The following is a 24,357-nucleotide window of genomic DNA, read 5'->3' as shown; positions in this document are numbered from 1 at the left end:
TTGTGCCAAAGTGAATTACAACTCACATATGATGTGAGTTGTAATTCACTTTGACACTAGTTGTAACATTGTTTGGCACAACAAAGTCAGTCCTGATATTCAAGAATCCTTGATATATCAGGACTTTTTAGTTTAGCAGATCTTACTACATAAAAACGGTTGACTCATCTACACGAAAATTTGCTGGGCATTCATGTTGTCAAAAATCCGGATTAACAATTGACACAGTAGTTTCCATTTATCACACGTTCAATTGTTCGTTAGAAATGCTTCTTACGGGAAATGAACGAACGGAAGATAAGGACCTATCTGATCTGGAATCTCGATTGCTACAGATATATCGTGAGCTAGATAATAAAGATAAAATTGAACTATTAGAGATTGCATCCCTGAAGTTCAAGATTCGTTAATGGTCTCTTACTCTAAGTACTCCATCCTTGCATATGGATTATTTTTAGCTGAATATAGAATATCTTTAGAGAACTCTCCCCCCGGAGAGTTTTTTATTTCTAAATATGTGTTTTTTGCAGGAGTAGGAGATAGAACAGGTACATACTCGGCGGGATTGGTATACAGCATAATGAATTATAATAGCGCTTGCAGTTAGGCTACAGAGCGTCCGAAATTTAAAGACGGCAGACCCTATCGGCACTGCCGTCTTATTGTTTATTAATAGATAGCTTTCAAGTTATATCATATATGGATATAGATATTATACATTCAGCCTCATCCTCACTATAATTAGAACACATTATCGAACCTAATTATGCAATCGCTTTCAATATTTCAGAAGATTGGATTGAGCATGAATGGCTTACTTGAGAAAGTTATCTATTCGATCGCAGTTAATGATTCTTGCGGGTTCAACTGTTGCGGTCATCTTGTTCATTATTTTCTTTACCTACTCCATGATGTCCGGGATGATTACCAGAAATCATGAGGAATACGTGAAGCAAACCGTTTCAGAAATCAATAAGAACGTAACCGCGAATAAGGACGTTATATTCAGGCTGATGCAGAACATTTCGTATAACGAAGATGTTCAAACCTTCTTCGTCGAAAAGAATGAATTAAAGAGATTTCAACTTTACCAGAAGCTGAATAGTTGGTTATCGAATCAAAAAGAGTTGAAAGATGGTATTTTGGACATTGTGGTCGCGGGCAATAACGGAACATGGCTGGATATAAACAGCGGGATGAAGATCGTTTCGAGGTTGAAGACGACCGTTCCGCCGAAGGAGAATGCCTATTATATCGGCATGGTCAATTACGATGAAACCAAGGGTCTTAATATCAACTATTGTACGAATAGCTGCATGATCTTCGCTACCGCGGTCTACTACATGAAGCCGGGAGAAATGTTTAATAAGGCGATTGGGACCCTGTATTTTATTATCGACCCAAAAGCGCTTGTTGGAGAAAAGAAGTACGAGTCAACGGAGTCCTCTGCAACGGAAATCTACTTACTTGACCGGCATCAAATCGTCATTATAAGTAACCAGCAAGTAAAAGCTGGACAAGGACTGCCCGAGATCACCCCGAGTATGCTGCACGCTAACAATGAAATCATCTCGTGGAGAGATAGGCAGTATGTTGTTCAGTCTGTAGAACTACCTGAGATTCAGGGCAGCATACTGACGATGGCTCCCAAGAATAAACTGCTTAGCGAGTTGCTCCAAATACGCAGATTGGAACTCATTATTTTGAGCATCTGTCTCTTGATTCTCGTGATTCCCTTTACCGTTATCATTAATAACATCCTGCTCCCTTTGAAAAAGCTAATTTCGTTTATGACCATGGTCAAACGCGGCGATCTAAGCACATTAAAACGAAACATATCGTTGCACGGTTACATGGAGATAAGTGTCATGGCAACCGAGTTAAACAGTATGCTCGACGAGATCGATCATCTGACCCGTTCATTGCTGGAAACGAATACGAGATTGCATGGGATCGAGCTGGAGAAGAAGAAGTCTGAGCTCGCGTTTTTGCGTAGCCAGATCAACCCTCACTTTTTGTACAATACGCTCGAAGCAATCACTGGTATAGCCGTTGTTGAAGGGCAAAGCAAAATCAAATTAATGACGCGAGCTTTATCAAGCATCTTCCGTTACAGCATCAAAGGGGCAAATAAGGTACCTCTTCGGGATGAAGTGAAAATGATTAATTCCTACATCCAAATCCAGCAAGTACGTTTCGCGGAGCGATTCTCGGTAGAATATGAAATTACTGAAGATGCACTTGAAGTTGTAGTACCAAAGATGATTCTTCAGCCTCTAATTGAAAATGCCGTTTTTCACGGATTTGAGCCTACCTTGAAAAAAGGAAGGCTTCTTGTAAAGGGATTCGTGAATGAAACGAGGCAGCTGATCATTATTGTAGAGGACAATGGTGTCGGAATTGATGCGAATCGATTAACTGAAATTAGAAATCTGCTTTCAGGCGTTGAGCAGGACGAACAAAAAAGCATCGGTATGGTCAACGTAAATAACCGGATTCGCTTAATGGATGGGAACGATTGCGGCATGACAATAGATAGCACGCTCGGCATCGGAACCAGAATACAGTTAACGCTTGCCGCACAGGGGGAACAGCATGTATAAAGTGTTACTTGTTGATGATGAAAGCTGGGTCGTGGAAAGTTTGAAGGATTTTGTGGAGTGGGGTCAGTATGGGTTCGAAATCATCGGTCAGGCTTATAACGGATTCGATGCACTTGAGTTGATAAAGATTCATCGGCCTGATGTTGTGTTTACCGATATCCGCATGCCCGAAATGAGCGGCTTGGAATTGATCCAGAGGGGGAAAGCCCTCTTGCTTCCAATTCATTACATTGTTATAAGTGGTTACGCCGAATTTGCTTATGCGCAGAAAGCGATGAGCCACGGTGCGGCCGCCTATTGCTTAAAACCGTATGATGAATCGGAAATCATTGGCGTATTGCTGAGAATAAAGAAAATTCTTGGTCAAGAAGCAACTCAGAACGTTTCGCCGTTTATCGAGCTATTGGACGCTCAAGATCCGGGGTTGCAGCTGCAGGCGGCGTTAACGAATAAAGGGATTCATGATTGGCAAAAGGAGGGGCTTGTTGCGTTTGTCTCCATCGGCGCTGCCGATCTATTTGAGACGCAAGAAGGTGTGATTCAACTGAAATTAGGCAAATCCAAAGCGGCCTATATTATGAGATACAAGCAAGCGAAAAATAATCAGAAGAGATGGAGCAGCGATATGCCACAAGGGGTATCGTGTATCGGCGTTAGCGATATAATTATGGATCTTGCAGAAGTCCGGCAGGCAATTGAGCAGGCAGATATGATGGCCTATCAATCTTTTATTGCGGCGGACAGGAGAATCCATGCGTTTCAACCGTTTGATCAGACTAACTTGAACGCCAATATGCTGCAACTAAGCGAAGCGATTAACAACAAGAATCATCATGAGGTCAAACAAGCGTTTGAAGAGCTTGGAACGCTCTTTCAGGCAGGTGTGCTGTCAATCCAACATGCATTCCAAGTTTACAATATGGCCATCTCGTTTCTCTTCAACCTAGGGAAGACCGAGAGCATGCTTTACAGCTTTGATCAGCTAACGCAGCATTTCCAGCATGTATACGACATGCTCGAGCATTTAAATCAGATGACCTCTGAGCATATCAAGAACGTGAATGCAGTGCCAGCAGAGTCGAAAAACCATACGATGAATGCCATTTTGGAATATGTACGGCAGCATTTTCATGCTGATATTTCACTTCAAGATTTGTCGGAGCAATTTCATATGAATCCAAGTTACATCAGCCAGTTATTTAAGAAAGAGGTTGGAGAGACGTTGACCGCTTATTTGTCCGGGCTGCGCATTGCGTATTCTTGCGAGCTGCTCGGCAGCAGCGACAAACCGGTTTATGAAATTGCAGAACAAGCGGGCTACAATGATTACTTTTATTTTACGCGTTCCTTCAAAAAGGCAACCGGCTTGACGCCAACGCAATATCGAAACAAACAGCACGAGACGGGCTAAAGCTGTATGGACTTTTTTTAGATCAATATAGCGTATTTTTAGGAAAACCCTCTTGAGAGGGTTTTCTTTTTGTTAAGTATGCGTTTTTTGAATAGGAAACCGATAGAGCGCGTGCATACTCGAACAGGCCATAATCTCGGATAATACAAATATGATAACGCTTGCAGAAAACGATTTCGGAGGTGCCGCAGCACAATATGGTAGGGAACAAATTTTATAAAAATAGATACTTGTATCTTCTCCTTACGCCAACCATTCTTTATTATCTGCTCTTTCAGTATTTGCCGATGTATGGCGTCGTTCTCGCCTTCAAGGAATTTCATATCGGGGAAGGAATCATGAAGAGCCCTTGGGTTGGCCTAAGCAATTTCAAGGAGTTAATGAAGCAGCAAGATTTCTGGAAGGCATTTAACAATACGATCATCATTAGCGGAGGAAGATTACTGTTTGAATTTCCTGTCGCGATCATACTTGCTCTGCTCATCAATGAGGTAACCAGGGAGAAGATGAAGAAGTTTTATCAAACGGTCTATACGTTTCCCCACTTCATCTCTTGGGTCATCATTAGCGGTATTATGCTGAACTTGCTTGGAGACTCAGGCGTTCTGAATCAAATGATCACATACTTGGGCTTCGAGAAGGTGAATCTGCTGACTGAGCCGGGTACATTCAGACCGCTCTTGTTCATCTCAAGTATTTGGAAGGAGATCGGCTGGAGCGCGATCATTTATATCGCGGCGATTGCCGGCATCAATCCTGAACTGTATGAAGCGGCTCATGTTGACGGAGCGAATCGGTTTCAGAAGCTAATGGCCGTAACGTGGCCTTCGATACGCGGAACAGCCGCGATTCTGTTAATTCTCGCCGTAGGCAACACGATGAATGGCGGTTTCGAGCAAATATTCAACCTGTACAATGCAGGTGTATATGAAACGGCTGACATTATCGATACTTATATCTTCAGAACGGCCTTCGATTCCGGGGCAAGCTTTGGAATTACGACGGCGGTAGGGTTATTCAAGGCAGTTATTAACTTCACGATGCTATACGTAGCAAATTACATGGTGAGAAAACTAGGCGGAGAGGGGTTAGTGTAATGGAAGCCGCTATGGCGAATAAGAGTGTTGGTGCGATGCAGCTTACGAAGAAGCGAAGCAGGCTTAGTGTAGTGGATGTCATTATCCATACCATTCTCATGCTGCTCACGCTGCTCACGCTATTCCCTTTCTACAATGTCATTCTGATGTCGTTCAGCGACTCGGCAGCGATATCGAAGCAAGTCGTTTATCTAGTACCGACGACGTTTGATCTCTCAGCCTATAAATATATTTTGCATGATTCCCGGATATTGAAATCCTTTAATGTCACTTTATTTGTAACGGTCGTAGGCACAATTATTAATATGATCACAACTTTATCAGGTGCCTATGTGCTGTCGAAGAGAGGGATTCCGGGGCAAAAGCTCGTTATGGGAGGCATCATCTTTACGATGTTCTTCAACGGCGGATTAATCCCCTTCTACTTAACGATGAAGGATCTGGGGCTTATCAATAACTTGTTCGTCATGGTGCTTCCTGTAGCCGTCAACACCTTCTATCTGATTATCTGTCTTGCGTTCTTCAGGACTTTGCCTGCGGCGCTTGAGGAATCAGCCAAGATCGATGGAGCGAATGACATTCAGATTCTGTATAAAATCGCGCTTCCGATCTCAATGCCCATGATTGCTACGATAGCATTATTTTACGCTGTAGATCGCTGGAATGAGTGGTGGCTCGGTGTCCTGTTTATGACAGATATCAATAAGCTTCCTTTGCAGGCGCTGCTTCGGGAAATACTGACGAACTACCAACAGCTTCTAAATGGTATAAACGCAAGCTCGGTTATGACACAGAATCAGAGCTTGCAGCCGGAAATGATCAAAATGGCCGTATTGGTCGTCAGCGTATTGCCGATCGTGTGCTTGTATCCGTTCCTGCAGAAATATTTCACGAAGGGCGTCATGCTCGGTTCTGTTAAAGGTTAGTAGAAGCCATCGGCTTTTATTATAAAAAAAAGATAGAGGGGAAGGAATTTCAGTATGAACAAACGAACAACGATGAAATCAGCTGCTGCATTAACTGCATTACTCGTACTGCTCACCGGTTGTGGCGCAAAGTCGAATTCTTCAAATGAAAGCAATGAGAATACTGCAACAACGAATGAGGGCACTAACAGCAATACTGCAACGAGCGATAATACTGCCGCTGCAACCAACGAGGCTCCGGTAGAGGATCCGTTGAAAGATCATATGGACATTACGGTTTCTTGGTGGGGAATCGGAGCTGCTTTCCAACCTCACGATGAAGTATTGCAATCAATTGAGAAGAAATTTAACGTTACGTTCCAAGCAATGGATGTAGGTTGGGACAACTGGGCGCAGAAATCCCAAGTGTGGGCGGCTTCCGGCCAATTGCCTGATATTATTACCCATGACCTAGCGAGCGGCTATAACGCGGCTGGTTATAGCGACTGGATTAACCAGAAGCTGATTCGCGCGCTTCCGGACGATTTGAGTCAATATCCGAATGTCGAGAAAGTAGCTACGCTTGAGGATGTTAAGCAAGGTATTGCAAGAGAAGATAAATTGTATGCGTTTCCGCGTTTGACGTATCCAAATAACGATATGTGGGCACTGGATCGAGGTATCTTCGTACGCAAAGACTGGATGGAGAAACTCGGGATCCAGGATCCGAAAACGTTCGATGAATTTGCAGCTATGCTGAAAGCGTTCGAGGAAAAAGATCCGGATGGCAACGGCAAGAAGGATACGGTTGGTCTCGTAAGCAATAATATGAACTTCTTTACAGCAGCTCTCATGCCGCTATTGCCACAGCTTGGAAACAACGGTTGGTTGAAGGAAGACGACAAATGGATACCATTCTATGCGTCTAAGCAAATGGATACCGTCGTAACAGATGCACGTAAGTTGTATGCTGAAGGCGGCATGGATAAGGACTTCGCTGTCGCTAAAGCTGGCGAAGCGAATCAGAAATTTTATTCAGGCAAAGCAGGAGCGCTTGCTGCCGGCATCATTAATCTAGCGGTTAAAAATGAGTGGGAGAAAGCAAATCCGGGTAAAAACTTCTTTGATGCTGTAAAACCTCTGCACTTGTGGCCATCAGCAGACGGAAGCACATACCGCTTCACGACGCTCACTTGGTGGTCTGAAAGTATGTTCAACGCTAATGTAGATGACAAGAAGATGGATCGTATTCTAAGAATCTACGATTACCTGATCTCGCCCGAAAGCAAGGAACTCTTCAACTATGGTATTGAAGGCAAGGATTACACGAAATCCGGCGACGCGATAACAATTACTCGTGCGAAGGATGAGAAAACAAGTAAATTCACAGATATTAAAGGAATGTATCCTTCGATTGATGTTATTAGCCAACTAGCGGTTTGGGCGAATGCCAACGTATTCGATGACAGTGAAGCAAATAAAATCAACATGGGTCAAGATATGATGGACTTCATCAAGAACGAAATGTCATGGCAGATGACGAATGCACAAGCAATTCCAACAGAGTTCCAAATCCTCACAATGTCTACGCCAGGCAAAGACAAGCTTAGCGCGGTTAACTTCAACGACGACTTAACGAAAGTCATACTTAGCAAAGAAGATCCGGTTAAGATGTGGCATGATATTGTGAAGGGCTATGAAAGCAAGGGGCTTTCCGAGGCTATTACGGAAGTTACTGCTGAAATGGCAAAGTCGGGTAAATAAGTTTCTTACAAGCTTGGAGATGCCCTATGAAAGTAGGGTATCTCCAATTTAATAGGATGCAGAATGAACAAAAACCAACTTTAAAAAGGGGAAGAATAATGGAAATGCGAATGTGTATATCGATGGCGTTTTGCAGTCACAGGTAAACACTTACAACCCGACAAGGTTGTTACAGCAATCATTCTTTGAAAAGACAGGACTCGCAAGTGGAGCCCATACGATTAAAGTAGAGTGGCTAAGTGGGAACTGCATTTAGATGCATTTGAAGACAACTGATGTGTTAGAAATAATAAGGGAGCGCTGAAAAGGCGCTCTTCTATTATGGGTTGAAGCACTTTATCACGTATTTATAGAAATGCTCCATAATTCATGCCAGCGCTAAGCTAGATTTTGCATAAATATCCCTTTTTTATAGTTGTTGGGCATCTAGGGTTTTGTTAACGTGGGGATAAAGGGGGCGATTCAATGTTCATATACAACGTTACTCATAAGATGCCTATGGAACTGCACGATCTCCTCTTTCATGAACCAATCGATCGGTGGGACGAGGCGCTTCCACTTGGAAGCGGATTGACTGGATGCTTAGTGTGGGGAAACGGAGCACCACTTTGCTTAAGCCTTGATCGGGGAGACTTGTGGGATACAAGGCCGGTTCCGGAAGTGCTTGATGCGGATTTTTCGTATCAGAACCTAATCGAGCTGGTACGAAAAGGGGATCAGCAGCAAATCTCACGTAGATTCAGCGATTTCTTCTCTGAGTATCCGAACCCGACGAAGCTGCCAGCCGGCCGAATTGAATTGCACGGCAAAGCAGCGGATGCGATGTCCAGCCGGCTAAAACTTCGCGAAGCGATTGCGGAGGTGAGTTGGCAAACCGCAGGTGGTGAATCTTATCGGCTCGAGACGTTCTTACATGCTGAGAACGGACTTGGCTATATCCGACTTCACGGCGGGGAACAGGCAAACCTAATTCGATTAAAGTTGAGTGCACCGGCTTATTCGCAGTCTTCCAACATATCTCAAGAATCTCTGGCTTTGCTAGGATATCCTAATGCGGAATTCGGTAAGGAAGGCGATCTGTCTTGGTTCATTCAGCGAACAAGCCATGAGTTGGAATATGCCATCATTGTGGCCGAACGAATAACTTCCGAACTCATCACGGATTGGGTTTATTTCGTAGCAGCCAAGCACGACGGTGAGGAATGGTTCGAACAGGGAAAGTCCAAGGTAGTCGAAGCCGTACGTACGGGATACGATGCTGCTCTTCCATCCCATTCGGCATGGTGGGTGCGGTATTGGCAGCGGAGTGAGCTAACATTGCCTGATTTCGAGATGGAGAAACAATGGTATGTCACTAATTATTTGTTCGGATCCTGTTCACGGAAATGCGCTCCACCTATGCCGCTTCAAGGCGTTTGGACGGCTGATGAAGGGAAATTACCGCCGTGGAAAGGTGACTACCACCACGATCTGAATACGGAACTAAGCTACTGGCACTATTTAAAGGCGAACCATCTGGAGGAAGGGGAGAGCTTTCTCGACTTCCTATGGAATTTGCGTCCAGCGGCACAGGAATTCGCACAATCGTATTATGAATCTGCTGGCATCAATTTGCCTTCCGTTATGACTCTCGACGGCAAACCACTCGGCGGCTGGCCAATGTACTCGCTCAGTCCGACCAATCAAATATGGCTCTGTCAGTCATTCGATCATTACTGGCTGTATACCGGAGATCGGGAATTCCTTGCCACAAAGGCGTACATATATTTCAAAGAAACAGCGCTTTGTCTGCTGGACTTGCTGATAAAGGGTGAGGATGGCATGCTGAGGCTGCCTATTTCGAGTTCACCGGAAATTCACGACGATAGTTTACAGTCCTGGCTTACTCCAAACAGTAATTACGATTTGGCTTTGCTTCGTTACCTCTTTGAGCGACTATCGCATATGTCTGAGGTTCTTGAGTTGGCAGAAGATTTCGAACGTTGGTCTGCAATCACGGAGGCGCTACCCGAGCTTGCCGTCGATGAGTCTGGATTCATGCTCAGTCCGGACGAAAGGCTGCTCGAAAGTCATCGGCATTTCTCACATGCGATGTCCATTTATCCTTTACAAACCGTCCAATATCGACGCTCCGAGGCAGAGAAGAAAATCATCGATGATACAATAGCTCATCTTGAAGTGCTCGGCAAAGGGATGTGGGTAGGCTATTCGTTCGCCTGGATGGCGGCTCTCTATACAAGACAGGGCAACGGGGAGGCAGCACGGTATCATTTGCGTCAATTTTGGGAGCATTTATGTTCGCCGAACGGCTTTCATCTTAACGGTGATTACCGAAGAACGGGATTGACGCAGTTTCATTATCGTCCTTTTACGCTGGAAGGAAATATGGCGGCTGCCGATGCCTTGCAAGAGATGCTCTTGCAGACAAACGGCGGAATTATAAGACCTTTCGCGGCCGTGCCAAAAGAGTGGCTCGAGAAGGGGGCCGAGTTTCAACGCTTCAGAGGTGAAATGGGTATTGTTATCTCAGCCAAAGCAACCGGAGGCCGTTTGGATTACGTGAGATTGCAGGCAGAGCGTGGTGGAGTATTCTTGCTCGAGAACCGTTTTAATACCGAAAAACTTACTCTTGAGCGAGATGGAATACTGACGGAAATGGAATGTCTGATCGGTGCAGAAATCGCTATTTCTCTAGCAACAGGAGAGCAATGCGTGGCGAGGGGAGCAGATAGTAGTGCATAGTTGGTTCAAAGCTGAAGATAAAGTTTCACGATACAAGGGCGTTTATAACCAGCCTCCGCAGCACGTGCCGTCTACCAAAGTTGTTGATGGACCTATCATCGGCAACGGAGATGTAGGCGTCGTCGTGAGCGGCGAGCCGGAACAGCAGCGATTTTGGATCTCTAAGAACGATTTTTGGAAGGCGAAACGCGTGTTTCCAAACGGAAGTCCCTGTTTGCTTGGAGGCGTCGATATACATATTCCCGAATTGAAGGACAGTTCTTATTATAGCGAACAGCGTTTGTACGAGGCGGAGATTCACTCAAACTTTCAAACCAGCTCATCTCAAGTCGCCATGCGATCATGGGTGGCAGCCTCGCGAAACGTATTGGTCATTGAGCTGTCCTGTTTCGGAGCTCCTGTATCAGTCAGCATTAAATTGCGCTCGGAGTCTGGGAACGAATCCGTCGTACAGAATGGCGGAACCGGCAGTGTCAGTTGGATATCACGGCAATTCACTGGAGAGGACTTGGATTGGCCTACGCAAGGCTGCTTGGCAATGAATGTCTTGTCAGGAACTGGTGATACATTCATGCTCCAAGAGGAACATCCGACCATAATTGTCGTTGCGGTGGGTACGAACCATGATTCGGAAGATTGCCATAACGAAGCTATTCGATCTGCAGAGAAGTCTAGCAAGGAATCGATTGCTTCCGTTCGGGTGGAACACGACCAATGGTGGAGACAGTTTTGGTCGAAATCCGCAATCGAGATTGATGACGATCTGCTTGAACGATTCTGGTACGGATCGCAGTACATTATGGCGAGTTGCAGCCGGAATAAAGCTTTTCCTCCCGGTCTGTTCGGCAATTGGATCACGACTGACAGTCCTGCCTGGGCTGGGGATTATCATTTGAATTATAACTATCAAGCGCCATGGTGGGGAACGTATTCTTCTAATCATATCGAACTAACGGAACCATATGATACGCCGATTCTTGAATACATAGAGAACGGCAGGCAATACGCAGCCCAATATTTGGGCTGCCGTGGCGTCTATTACGATGTTGGTATTGGACCGAAGGGTCTTCCTACGGCGTTATGCGATACCCCTTACGAAGACGGGCACATGTTCTGCGGACAGAAGAGCAATGCCTCGTATGGCGCAATTAATATGCTGATGCGGTTCTATCATACGTATGATCTCGAATACGCAGAGCGGATTGCCTATCCCTATTTGCTGCAGGTCGCTGCCTTTTGGGAAGATTATTTGAAGTTTGAGAATGATCGGTATGTCGTATACAACGACAGCATCAATGAGGTTGATGTTTGGACGACGGATCATGAGGACGACAGTTGGTCAGACGGATTCCACGATATGAATCCGATTCTATCCATTGGATTTATTAAGGTTATTTTTAAAGGATTAGTAGAGATGAGCGTCGAGCTTGGTAGGGATATGGATCGCCGAGCTCATTGGTCACATATTGCTTCGAGCATCAGCGAGTTTCCGACTTTTGAGCGAGAAGGGAAGACCGTGTTTCGTTTGACGGAACGGGGGAGAGAGTGGGGGACGTCAAATTCGTTGGAGGTGCAGCACATCTTTCCGGCCGGAGCGCTAGGACTGGGAGCTGGGCCCGATTTGCTTGGAATCGCTCACAATACGTTGACAGCCATGAATCGCTGGAGCGATTACAATGGCTTTCCGACGATATTCGCGGCGGCCGCGAGGGTTGGTTACGATCCCGAGGTCATTTTGCGGGAGCTTCGGATGCAATGCTCGGAGCATAGCTTTCCTAACTTGTTCATTTTCTTCGGAGGCGGGGGCATCGAGTGCTGCAGCGGAGTACCGACGGCGATCAACGAAATGCTTATGCAAAGCCATGAGCAGATTATCCGGTTGTTCCCTGTGTGGCCAGCTGATCGAAATGCTAGATTCGAGCATCTGCGTGCCGTCGGCGCGTTTCTTGTGTCTAGCGAGCAGGCAGATGGTGAAATCGTCGATGTGAGAATCGTAAGCGAGAAAGGGAAAACATGCAGAATCGTGAACCCTTGGATCGGAGACACCTGCGAAGTGATTGAGGCAGAAGGTGATCTGCAACGCGTAGTCCCATACACAGTCAAGGACGGGACGGTTTCTTTTCATACGGAAGCCGGAAAACAATATCTGCTAAAGAAAGCGGTCGATAGAACATGATTGTTGTTCGTCTAACGGATTATGGAGCCAATCCCAACAGTGGGGAAGATACGGTTGTTCCGATGCAGCGTGCTCTTGAAGCTGTTGCTGCCATAGACGCTCCGGTTGTACTGGAATGTGCTGAAGGCTGCTATGACTTCTATCCGGAACATGCTGCAAAGGTACCGTTCTGTATTTCGAATAGTGCCAGCGAGCAAGAGAATCCGGATGTAACAAAGACGATCGGAGCGCTGTTTCAAGGGCTGAACGATGTCACTATTGAGGGAAATGGAGCGTTGTTCAGATTCCACGGTAAGTTTACGATGTTTGTCTTCGAGCAATGTGAGAACATCGAAATTCGTAACTTGCGGACGGACTTCGCAAGACCGACGATGTCTGAAATGACTGTAGAGGCGATAGCTTCAGGATTTATCGAAGTCAGCGTTCATCGCGATTCGTGGTATGAGCTGGTTGATGGTCAGCTGCGCTGGATAGGAGAAGGTTGGTCCTATCAAGAAGGTCCGACACAACTCTTCGAATCGGCTAGCAATACTACTTGGCGTGTGCCTAATCCGATATCATCAGCCATTCATATCGAAGAGATCGAGCCCGGGCGGCTGAGGCTTCATTATGATCATGGCTTTATACCGGAAACAGCTGTAGGCCTAACCTATCAAATGCGTGACGGCATCCGCGATCAAGCAGGTGTATTCATCCATAGGAGCCGCAACATAACTTGGCGAAACGTGAACCTTCACTATACCCACGGGCTTGGCGTAGTTGGTCAGTTCAGCGAGAACTTGACGTTTGACGGATTAACTCTTGCACCTTGTAAGGATTCGGGGCGAACGGCGGCCGCTTTTGCCGATGGTATTCATATTTCCGGCTGCCGAGGGCTTATACGAATCGAGAACAGCCATATCGAGGGCACACACGACGACCCGATTAACATTCACGGTACTCACTTGCAGGTGGTCGACAAGCCTGCTTTCAATCAGGTGCTTGTCCGATTCATGCACGGTCAAAGCTATGGCTTTGATGCTTTTTACCCGGGAGACGACATCGAATTCGTTAACGCCAAATCTCTTGCTGCATACGAAAGCAATACCGTACTTGCGGTCAAAAAGATAAGCCCGTGGGATATCCTATTGACCCTTCATAAACCAGTCCCCGAGCATCTTGCAACCGAGGATGTTATCGAAAATACGACATGGACGCCGGAAGTGGAAATTCGAAACAATCGGTTTACGCGAATTCCGACGAGAGGCATCCTGGTCACAACCCGCCGTAAAGTCGTCATCGAGCAGAATCAATTCGATAGGCTAACGATGAGCGCCATTCTGATTGCAGATGATGCGGAGAGTTGGTTCGAGTCCGGCCGAGTAGAGGATGTCACGATCAGACAGAACACGTTCAACCATTGCGGGGGGAGAGAGCATCCCGTTATTTATATTGCTCCTGAGAATAGACACGTCGATCTCGATACCCCTGTTCACCGGAACATTCGGATCGAAGGAAATACCATTTTAACTTCTGATGCGCTTCTGCTCGATGCGAAGTGTACACGTGGACTGACATTTCGGAAAAATAAAATCTCATTCACGGATGTTGCTCGTAAACCGGTCGATTTGACTGGGGCGGTTCGTTTAACGGCTTGCAGTGGCGTTCAGATTCAAGGCAACAAGGTCATACAGAATAACGAGGTGCGACAATGAGCGATTTCACAACAGAGGGCAGTCAGTTTTATTACAACGGTCAGCCAGTCCGAATATTGAGCGGAGCCATGCATTATTTTCGAATCGTTCCAGAGTACTGGGAAGATCGGCTGTTAAAGCTCAAGGCGTGCGGCTTCAATACGGTGGAGACATATATTGCTTGGAACTTACACGAGCCTAGGGAAGGTCAATTTTGTTTTGAGGGTATTGCGGATATCGTGCGCTTTATCGGTATTGCGGCAAAGTTGGACTTGTTCGTCATCGTTCGTCCGAGTCCGTACATATGTGCGGAGTGGGAATTCGGAGGGTTCCCGGCTTGGTTGCTTGCCTCTCCGGAGATGAGATTGCGCTGCATGGACGAGAAGTACCTGGAGAAGGTGGACAACTACTACGACAAATTGATCCCGTTGTTAAAGCCACTACTGTGTACCAACGGCGGACCAATAATTGCCATGCAAATCGAGAACGAGTACGGAAGTTACGGCAATGACCATATCTATTTGGATTATTTGCGTAGAGGAATGATAGATAGAGGTATTGATGTCCTCTTATTCACGTCCGACGGTCCGGAAGACCATATGCTTCAAGGCGGATCTCTTCCCGGTGTATTGGCGACTGTCAATTTCGGATCGCGACCGGAGGAAGCATTCGATAAGCTGCAGCAGTATCAGCCCAATGGGCCGCTCGTCTGCATGGAATACTGGAATGGTTGGTTCGACCATTGGGGTGAAGAACATCATGTCCGTGGCTTCGACGACGTAGCGGACGTGCTTGACCGGATTTTGAGATCGGGGGCTTCCGTCAACTTCTACATGTTTCATGGCGGAACGAACTTCGGATTCTATAATGGCGCCAACGACTTCGGCAGCTACGAACCGACAGTTACGAGCTACGATTATAATGCGCTGCTGAACGAGTCAGGTGACATCACGGACAAGTACCGGGCGATTCGTGATGTTATCGCCAAGTATGTGGATATCCCGGAGGTTGCGGTCTCCGATTCGCAGCCGAAACGACATTATGGAAGCGTGCAGCTCACCGAGCAGGCGTCATTATTTGATTCACTTCCACAGCTGTCTTCTCCGGTACGTCGGACTTGCCCGGATACGATGGAAAGCCTCGGTCAAAATTACGGCTTCATCCTATACTCGACCCGAGTAACGGGTCCGCGGGAGAAGAGCAAGTTAGCGATTCAGAATGTGCGAGATCGCGCGCTTGTATTCTTGGATGGGCGCTATCAAGGCGTCATCGATAGAAACACGCATGACATTACGTTAGCTATTAAGGAGAACGACATACTGCTTGAGATTCCTCCGGAAGGAGCGACGCTAAGTATTCTTGTTGAAAACATGGGACGTACTAATTACGGCTGGATGTTAAAGGATAAGAAGGGAATTACGGAAGGCGTTAGGCTGGAACGGCAATTCCTCTATGATTGGACCATTCATACGCTTCCGCTGGACCGATTGTCGGAGCTTGAGTTCCATTCGATTCAGCAGGGCGAAGAGCCTTCCACACCTACGTTCTACAAAGGGAAGTTTTACGTTGAAGAAGCAGGAGACACGTTCCTCAAATTAGAAGGTTGGACGAAAGGCGTGGCCTATGTAAATGGCCTTAATTTGGGACGTTACTGGGATAGAGGTCCGCAACAAACCTTGTATGTGCCTGCTCCTCTCCTGCATAAAGGTGAAAATGAATTGATTCTCTTCGAATTGCACGGTACACATGAGGCTGTCGTTACGCTGCAGGACTACGCCGAGTTAGGATAGCGAATGGTTTAGGAGGAAAACAATGATTCGTTTTGACGAGCAGAGAACGATATGGGTCATGGAAACCAAAACGGCGGCATACGCGATAGGGCTATGCGATACGGGGACGATCAATTACATTTATTTCGGCGAGAAGCTTCCATACCTCTCCGATTACCCAAGCGCTGAGATTGAGGCGAAATATCCCTATACGTTAGGGAGTGAATTAGGCGCCGAGGAATTCATGGGGTGGTCCAAGGCTAAATTTACGGAGCCGTGCTTGAAAGCAACCTTTGCCGATCAGGTAAGGGATGCCGTGCTCGACTATACATCATGGAGTATGACGGAAGATTCGTTGACGATCGTGCTCAAGGATCGGCACTATCCATTATCGGTGCTATTAACTTATAAGCTCTATGAGGATCTCGACATTATCGAGCGAGCTGCGGTGATCGTGAATGAAGCCGAAACCAGCATAACGTTAGAAGCGATTCTCTCCGGTTCGACGTTCGTACCGAAACACCGGAATTACCGGCTCGGTTACTTAACCGGTAAATGGGTCGGTGAGATGCAATTCGATCAGATGATGCTGCCAACGACGAAAGTCGTGTTGGAAAGCAGAAGAGGTACGACGAGTCACTTTGCCAATCCCTTCTATACATTGGACCCGGATGGACAAGCGACGGAAATGTCCGGCGAAGTGTATTTCGGCGCGCTTGCGTTTAGCGGGAATTGGAAAATTACGCTGGAGAAGGATCACTTCGGACTCGTTAAAATAAGCGCAGGCGTGAACGATTTCGATTTTAGCTGGGATTTGAAGTCGCAGAGCAGCTTCAAAACCCCGAGCTATTTTATCGGCTACTCGAATTCCGGATTCGGTGAAGCGAGCCGCAATATGCACCGGCTGCAGCTGCAGCACTTACTACCAGCCCCAGCAAGAAGCGAGCTTAGAAAGATTCTTTATAATTCGTGGGATGCGACTTATTTTGACTTTGACGAAGAACTGCAGGCGAAGCTCGCAGATGAGGCCGCTTCCATCGGCGTGGAGTTATTCGTCATCGATGATGGATGGTTCGGAAAGCGCATGAATGACAAAGCCGGATTAGGCGATTGGCATGTGAACCCGGAGAAGTTTCCTCGAGGATTAAACGCTTTAATCGATAAGGTAAATGCGCTCGGGATGGATTTCGGCTTGTGGGTAGAACCCGAGATGGTGAACCCGGACAGCGATCTATATCGCGCGCATCCCGATTGGGTGTACCATTTCCCGACGCGGCAGCGGACGGAAATCCGCAATCAACTCGTCTTGAATTTGGCGAGGGAAGATGTCCGCGACTATATTTATAGTTTTATGGATGATCTATTAAGCAAGCATTCGATCACATTTATCAAGTGGGACATGAATCGGAATTTCAGCGAACCGGGATATCCCGAGGCGCCCGTCTCCGAACAGCGTGAAATCTGGGTGAGGCATGCCCTAGGCGTATATGAGATCGTGAGAAGATTAAAGGAATGTCATCCTGATGTGATCTTCCAATCTTGTTCCGGCGGCGGAGGAAGAGTCGATCTTGGTATTATTCAGTACTTCGATCAAGTGTGGACCAGCGACAATACGGATGCCTATGACAGACTTCGCATTCAGGAAGGCTTCTCATTCGCTTATTGCGCAAAAATCATGGAGGCTTGGGTGTCGGATGAAGTCCATCCCTTGAATCAAAGAAAGCTTTCTCTGAAATACAGGTTCCATAGCGCCATGATGGGGAACTTGGGGATTGGTGACAATTTGCTGAAATGGTCCGATGTGGAGCGAGCTGAAGCACGCGAACTGATCGAGCTGTATAAGAACATTCGTCCAACGGTTCAACATGGCGATCAGTACAGACTGCTATCGCCGAGAGACAATGAGCTATCCGCGACGATGTATGTGAGCAAGTCGAAGGATGAAGCAGTCGTATTCGCTTTCCTGCGTTCGAACTCTTTCGCAAATACGCTGCCTAATCTTCGCTTGGCTGGTTTGGAAGATCAGGCTATTTATTTAGTCGAGGGCGTGACGGAACCCGTAAGCGGCAAGGCTTTAAAGGAAATCGGGCTTAAGCTGAACCTGGTTGGCGATTATGCCAGCGCACTTATTCGCATCTATAAGCAAACAACAGGGGAGGCAAAAAAATGAGCTTAGCGGGTAAAGCGGTTATTGTCACCGGTGGCGGCTCGGGAATCGGCGAAGCAATTGTAAGATTGTTTGCGGCAGATTTTGCGAAAGTAGTCATTGCCGACTGGAACGATAACGATGGGACAAGGCTCGCCGACGAACTGCGCTCATTCGGAATGGACGTAATTGCAGTGAAGACGGACGTTTCGAAAGAAGCGGACGTTCAAGCGCTCATCCAGGAGACCATCCGGCAATTTGGTCGATTGGATGTGCTGGTCAATAACGCCGCTGTTATTATGCCTAAGTACCTGGAGGACGTTCAAGAGGAAGAATTCGATCGTCTTGTTAGCGTTAACCTGAAAAGCGTGTTTCTCATGATTAAGCACGCGATCCCAGAATTGCGGAAGACGCGAGGAACAATCGTCAACATGGCTTCCCTAAACGGATTGGTCGGGCAGAAGATGAATCCGGTCTATGCCGCAACGAAAGGCGGCGTAATTGCGATGACGAAATCTCTGGCATTGGATTACGCGCATGACGGCGTACGCGTCAATTGCATTTGCCCGGCTGGCGTGTCTACTCCATTATTGCAGCAATGGATTCGGCAGCAGGATAATCCGGAAGCCGCGGTGCAAGCCCTTAACGACATGCACGCATTTGGCCGTCCAGCTAACTCTGATGAGATCGCACAGTCGGCGCTCTTCTTGGCGAGCCACCAATCAGGTTTTGTAACGGGCGTCGCGCTTCCCGTCGATGGAGGAGCATCGCTAGGCTACTAATTACATTCATATCACACGACTGGGAGATGGAACACATGAAAATTACCAAAGTTGAAAGTTTTGTTTTGCATGTGCCGATCACGCCACCGATTACAGATGCCATCAATGTCGCTACGCATTGGGGCTTAGCAGGCGTGCGCATCTATACCGATGAGGGATACGTAGGATATGGTTACACCGGAACATGCGCTCATGGCGACGATATGATCGTCGATACGATTGAGAAGTACTATGCGCCGCTGCTCATAGGTAAAGATCCGTTTATGGTAAAGGAACTGTGGGATGACATGCGATTTGGCAAAATGCATTGGATCGGAAGAGCCGGCGTAACCCATATGGCGTTGGCTGCGGTGGATGTGGCTTTGTGGGATATCATGTCGAAAGCATCAAACAAGCCATTATGGCAATATCTTGGCGGAGCGAAGTCCAAGCGAATTAAAGCTTATAACACGAATGGCGGCTGGTTGAACTGGTCAAAGGAACGGCTGCTGAAGGATGTTACGGAGATCGTGGAATCAGGATTTACGGGTGTGAAGATCAAGGTTGGCAAGCCAGATCCGCGTGAAGACTACGACCGGTGCAAAGCAGTGCGAGAGGCAATCGGAGATGATGTGATCTTCATGATCGACGTCAATCAGCAATGGAACATCAATACGGCAATGACGTGGGGCAAGAAGCTGGAAGAATTCGATCTGTTCTGGCTAGAAGAGCCACTGAACCCGGATGATATCATGGGTCACAAGAAGCTCGCGGATGCACTAAACGTGCCGATTGCGCTAGGCGAACATGTCTACAATAAATATGCTTTCCGTGATTATATTCACCAAGGTGCCATCGAGTATTGCCAAGTGGACGTAACGCGCGTGGGCGGAATTACAGAATGGCTGCAGGTAGCGGGTCTCGCGGCTTCCTATGATATTCCAATCTGCCCTCACGTTGGCGATATGGGACAGATTCATCAGCACCTAGTCGCTTCCACGCAGAATGCAATCATGTTAGAGTACATACCTTGGATTCGCCATATCTTTGAAGAGCCAGCTACTGTGAAGGAAGGGCACTATGTGCTGCCTGAACTGCCGGGCGCATCTACGACGATACTTCCGAAGTATTTTGAAGAGTATCGGGTGAGGTAAGATGGATTAATAAACGGACTACATGCCGCCGTATGGCCAGACTATTTCAGATGATCCATCTGTGTAAAAAATTGGTCAAATTGTTGTCTTAACGTTACACGCCGCTTCCATGCAGAATGCAAGTCATGCTTCCTTAGATTTTCCTTGTTTTTGAAGAGCCGGCTATCAGGCGGAGGCGCAACATTCAATAATGATCTGGATGCCATCTATCATTGGGAAAGTCAACCGCGAGTATGCCTGGGGCATGTCTCTCGGAACACTCCAAAGTGATGGTATTATGAATGAGGTTATTCTACCTCTCCCATCTCAGCCTAAATATGGAGCAGAGCTTGATAAAATCAGATCAGAGGCATACGTGGATATCATTACAGGAAAGCAGCCGATCGAGTATTTCGACAAATTTGTAGAAAACTGGAGAGATGCAGGCGGTAAAGTGCTCGAAGAGGAAGCTGCTGCAAGATAATGTTCTAAGGAAGAAATAGAGATAAGCTGCCGATCAAATTCGGCAGCTTTTTTGTTTGATGAAAGTTAAGCATAGAAAAGACGTGTGAAACGGATCAACTTTTTGTTTATGCTTCATGAACCAAACTTTAACGGTTATCAGCGTGGCTATATCATGAAAATAAGCCTTTTTATAAGTCTAACGGTTGTGACAGACGTTATTTGCAGCAAATTGGTCGATTCCTAATGGAAAACGTTCAATTAAGCTCGCTGGCAACCGTTAGAAAATAAAAAGGGTGTATGTATGCCAAATAAGCACTGTCACAACCGTTAGAGTCAAATAGGAGATAGAGAAAGTACTGAAAGTCATAATTAAATCCATTCCTATTTTAAGTATCTTTTTCTATAATTACCGTGAATTCGACCAGAAGATAAGAGAATTCAACGACGGAGACGAGATGTCACAGACGCGAATCTGCAGAAATCAAAGGAGTTGATGGGTTAATGTCCGGGAGACATAAGAAATCTCCCATGTAATTTCGCGAAGTTTCTTAGCGTTATCAATTATGGGAGGCGAAATCTAATGATCGGTAAAAGGGTCGGGAACGTAATGAAAATGATCGCCGTAATGTCTCTTCTTTTGTTAGGTATATTGCAATTCGGTACTTCGGAGACGTTTGCTGCAGCTGTCAACATTTCGCAAAGCGGCAGCGTCGTTACGGCAACGAACGGAACGATAACGATTACTTACGATTTATCGATAGGCAAGGGGAATTTTAATGCCGGTGCGACAACGATCATGAGTGATTTTTACTCCGATTACACCGTAGCGGGCAATTCTACAAGAATCAGTTCTTACGATGCCGGAACAAGAACGGCTGCTTGGAGTACGATCGGAACGGACGGTTATGGGACGAACGGTATGAAGCTTACGATTACGAACGCGTTGACCGCAGGCAGCACGATTATTCTGAATATTGTTCTGTACGAAGATAAGCCGTTCGTCATTGCGGACATGCAGGTCACGAAAAGCACTTCTCAAACCATTGACTTCTTGGAACCAATCGCCGCATCGAATTTGGACATCGGTTCCGGGTCGGACAAGAGGATTTACACGACTCCTTACACGAATAACTATGACTTTGGCGTTGCGCCGGTCAACGATTTTGGCAACAGCGAAAACGGAGATGACCGTGCGCAAGGCACGCCTGTTCCATGGAGTGCATTTAACGGCAAAAGCTACTGGGTAGCCGCGATGTTTGACAACACGAACAAGCACGGCTTTATCGCCGGAGCGGCGACAACTTTCAAATGGAAGAGCATGCAATCTTTGAACCAAGCCAGCACGGCGAATGGGCCGTTAACCGGCTTCTCTGTCTACAACGCAGGGGGGAAACAAAGCGGAACGTCGGTTTCCTCGGATAAGTTTTTTCTAGGGTACTATGATGACTATCAAGACGGTTTAGAAAAGTTTGGAAGCGTTTACGCTGTCGGAGAACCGATGATGACTTGGAGTGGAGGCGTACCGAAGGGCTTTAATACTTATTACGGCTTTTTGAATTATCCTACCGTTGAAGCGATGAAGGCTACGGTTGATTATTATGCAAGGGTATTACAGCCTCTAGGGTATACCTACTTGAACTTGGATTGCTGTTATCGCGGGGCATCTACGCCGACAACGAAGACCGATTTAACAAATTATGCGAGTTACGTTCATAGCAAAGGGTTGAAAGCGGGGAGTTATACTTCTCCGTTTACGATTTGGGATCCGCTGACGGCTCCGGTTCCAAATGCGCCGACCTACACGTTCCAAGATATCGCGCTCAAGGATGCCAGCGGTAACCCCATTATTTCTTATATCAACACGCCTATCGTGGATGCAACGCATCCCGCCGGTCAAATCTATCTCAAGTATCTTATGAAGGAATATTTCGTGGATCCGGGATTCGACTACGCCAAGCTGGATTTCTTAGATGTGGGGATGTTTGATGGAAGTTTTTACGATTCCTCGAAAAATGGTATGCAGGCTTATCGCATCGGCATGCAAGCGATGAAAACCGAACTGCTTGCCGCAGGCAGACCCATCTATATAGACGAATCGATTGCGCCGTTGCTCCCTTCGGGATATGCGCATGGTAGAAGAACAGGGTGCGATACGAGCATCGGACTACAAAATACGCTCTATTCGGGCATAGAACGGCAAGCTTTCAATACCGCCGCCTCATGGTGGACGAATGGCACGCTGTATCAATACAACGACCCTGACATGATCATGCCAGCTGGTTTTACGAGCGGTTTTAATCAGTATTCCTTCAGTAAGAGCAGGCTGTTATCAACAGCGGTCGTACTCGGTGGAGGTCACCTCCTTGTCGGTGATAACACGCCTTTTCTTCCGGAGGACCGAATGGCGACCTTGTTGAATACCTCCCTTATAGACGTCGTTAATATGGGGAAAGCGGCAAAACCGGTTAAGATGACGAATTTCTATCATAAGCTCGAGCATTCTCCGGCCGCTATTTATTTAACCGCTACGAATGGAGATAAAATCGTAGGGCTCTCTAACTGGGATTTAAACAATTCGGCGACGAATACGATTACGTTCTCCGACCTCGGGCTGAGTCCAAGTGCTACCTATACAGTTACAGAGTTGTATAGCGGAAATAAACTCGGAACTTTCAGTGGAAGTTACACCCGCACGCAGACTCCGGGAGAGTCCGTCATTCTGAGAATCTCGACCAACACGTCTTCGTTGCCATTACCGCCTACCAATCTGGCAATCGGAAAATCCGCTGCTGCATCGACGACGTATCCTGGGGGTTACGGGGCTGCCCTAGTAACGGACGGCAATTTGGGAACGAGATGGAGCGCCGACGGAAGTTCAAACAACAATCAATGGGTCGAAGTGAACTTCGGTACCGCTACGAACGTAAACCGCGTCGTTATCAAAGAATACGGCTACGGGAACCAAAACTTCCAAGTCGATACCTTCCGGCTTCAGTATTGGGACGGTTCGGCATACAAGAACCTGTCGAACGGGTTCACTATTGGGGATGTAAAGATGATCGATTTTCCGACCGTATCGACAACCAAGATCAGGCTATACGCGACGCATGCCCGCTTTATTCCTTCCATTAACGAAATAGAAGCCTACAATATCACCGGAAATACTGGCAATGTAATTAACCAAGATGATAGTACTTCAGCCTACTCCACTTATTCGGATATCCGCGCGAATGTTCAACGCATGCAGACGTTCAAGGTTACGCAGTCCAGTTTGCCGAAAATCGATATGTGGCTGTACGAGAGCTATGTCAACAAACTTCCCGAGGATAATCTGTACGTGGACATTGTTTTGCTCAATGCAAGCGGCAATCCGTCGCAGAAGCTCTTTACGGCGGCACTTCCGCCATTTAACGTCCAGGCCGTCCTTACACCTTACTCGATTTATCCGAAATTGACGGGTCTGGATACGACCAAAACGTATGGCATTATTCTTAGATCTCCGGGCACGCTCGACGACGCTTCCACAAACAATAAATATGGCTTCGGCTATAGCGACAGCAATCCGTATTCGAACGGTCTGGAGAAGCTGTCTGTTGATGGAGGCGTTACTTGGGGCACGGAAAGCGGAGGAAACAGAGATTTGACTTTCACGATTTATAAATAAACAAACCGAAACCGGTCATGCTGAGCAGCTGACCGGTTTTTTATTTGC

General features: G+C 46.8%; 14 protein-coding genes. All 14 read left to right on the top strand.

Annotated elements, in window-relative coordinates; genetic code table 11:
- Window positions 1–809: 809 nt before the first annotated feature.
- The 14 genes from AC506A_RS21620 to AC506A_RS21555 all read left to right on the top strand — a co-directional run bounded on the left by AC506A_RS21620 (window position 810) and on the right by AC506A_RS21555 (window position 24,309).
- Entirely contained in the window at window positions 810–2,603 is a 1,794-nt protein-coding gene (locus AC506A_RS21620; protein WP_495463080.1) for a sensor histidine kinase, read from the top strand.
- The gene (locus tag AC506A_RS21615; RefSeq protein WP_495463079.1) at window positions 2,596–4,014 is read left to right on the top strand and encodes a response regulator; all 1,419 of its coding nucleotides are present in this window, start codon (window positions 2,596–2,598) and stop codon (window positions 4,012–4,014) included. Before AC506A_RS21620 ends, AC506A_RS21615 begins: the two co-directional genes overlap by 8 nt.
- A gap of 197 nt (window positions 4,015–4,211) precedes the next feature.
- Window positions 4,212–5,111 carry an ABC transporter permease gene (locus tag AC506A_RS21610; RefSeq protein WP_495463078.1) on the top strand — a complete coding sequence of 300 codons (900 nt, stop codon included), beginning with the start codon at window positions 4,212–4,214 and terminating at the stop codon, window positions 5,109–5,111.
- Entirely contained in the window at window positions 5,111–6,037 is a 927-nt protein-coding gene (locus tag AC506A_RS21605; RefSeq protein ID WP_495463077.1) for a carbohydrate ABC transporter permease, read from the top strand. The genes AC506A_RS21610 and AC506A_RS21605 overlap by 1 nt, the downstream gene beginning before the upstream one ends.
- A gap of 54 nt (window positions 6,038–6,091) precedes the next feature.
- On the top strand, window positions 6,092–7,780 hold the full coding sequence (locus AC506A_RS21600) for a type 2 periplasmic-binding domain-containing protein (protein WP_495463076.1): 1,689 nt from the start codon (window positions 6,092–6,094) through the stop codon (window positions 7,778–7,780).
- Between the two features lie 465 nt (window positions 7,781–8,245).
- A complete protein-coding gene (locus AC506A_RS21595; protein WP_495463075.1) occupies window positions 8,246–10,522 on the top strand; it encodes a glycosyl hydrolase family 95 catalytic domain-containing protein in 2,277 nt (758 codons plus the stop codon).
- The gene (locus AC506A_RS21590; protein WP_495463074.1) at window positions 10,515–12,698 is read left to right on the top strand and encodes a glycosyl hydrolase family 95 catalytic domain-containing protein; all 2,184 of its coding nucleotides are present in this window, start codon (window positions 10,515–10,517) and stop codon (window positions 12,696–12,698) included. Before AC506A_RS21595 ends, AC506A_RS21590 begins: the two co-directional genes overlap by 8 nt.
- Window positions 12,695–14,392, top strand: a complete 1,698-nt coding sequence (locus AC506A_RS21585; RefSeq protein ID WP_495463073.1) for a right-handed parallel beta-helix repeat-containing protein — start codon at window positions 12,695–12,697, stop codon at window positions 14,390–14,392. The genes AC506A_RS21590 and AC506A_RS21585 overlap by 4 nt, the downstream gene beginning before the upstream one ends.
- Complete coding sequence (locus AC506A_RS21580) at window positions 14,389–16,161, top strand: glycoside hydrolase family 35 protein (protein ID WP_495463072.1); 1,773 nt, start codon at window positions 14,389–14,391, stop codon at window positions 16,159–16,161. Before AC506A_RS21585 ends, AC506A_RS21580 begins: the two co-directional genes overlap by 4 nt.
- Window positions 16,162–16,183: 22 nt before the next feature.
- Complete coding sequence (locus AC506A_RS21575; protein ID WP_495463071.1) at window positions 16,184–18,310, top strand: alpha-galactosidase; 2,127 nt, start codon at window positions 16,184–16,186, stop codon at window positions 18,308–18,310.
- Window positions 18,307–19,068, top strand: coding sequence for an SDR family NAD(P)-dependent oxidoreductase (locus tag AC506A_RS21570; protein ID WP_495463070.1), 762 nt, complete (start codon window positions 18,307–18,309; stop codon window positions 19,066–19,068). The genes AC506A_RS21575 and AC506A_RS21570 overlap by 4 nt, the downstream gene beginning before the upstream one ends.
- Window positions 19,069–19,103: 35 nt before the next feature.
- A complete protein-coding gene (locus tag AC506A_RS21565) occupies window positions 19,104–20,201 on the top strand; it encodes a mandelate racemase/muconate lactonizing enzyme family protein (RefSeq protein ID WP_495463069.1) in 1,098 nt (365 codons plus the stop codon).
- Window positions 20,202–20,391: 190 nt separating this feature from the next.
- Complete coding sequence (locus AC506A_RS21560) at window positions 20,392–20,664, top strand: hypothetical protein (protein WP_495463068.1); 273 nt, start codon at window positions 20,392–20,394, stop codon at window positions 20,662–20,664.
- Between the two features lie 561 nt (window positions 20,665–21,225).
- Window positions 21,226–24,309: a discoidin domain-containing protein gene (locus tag AC506A_RS21555; RefSeq protein WP_495463067.1), complete on the top strand. Its 3,084-nt coding sequence runs from the start codon at window positions 21,226–21,228 to the stop codon at window positions 24,307–24,309.
- The last annotated feature ends 48 nt before the right edge of the window (window positions 24,310–24,357 follow it).

This window comes from Paenibacillus sp. N22P23, from assembly GCF_059383735.1.
Note: the sequence above shows the minus strand (reverse complement) of the source record. Positions and strands in the feature narration are given on the sequence as shown.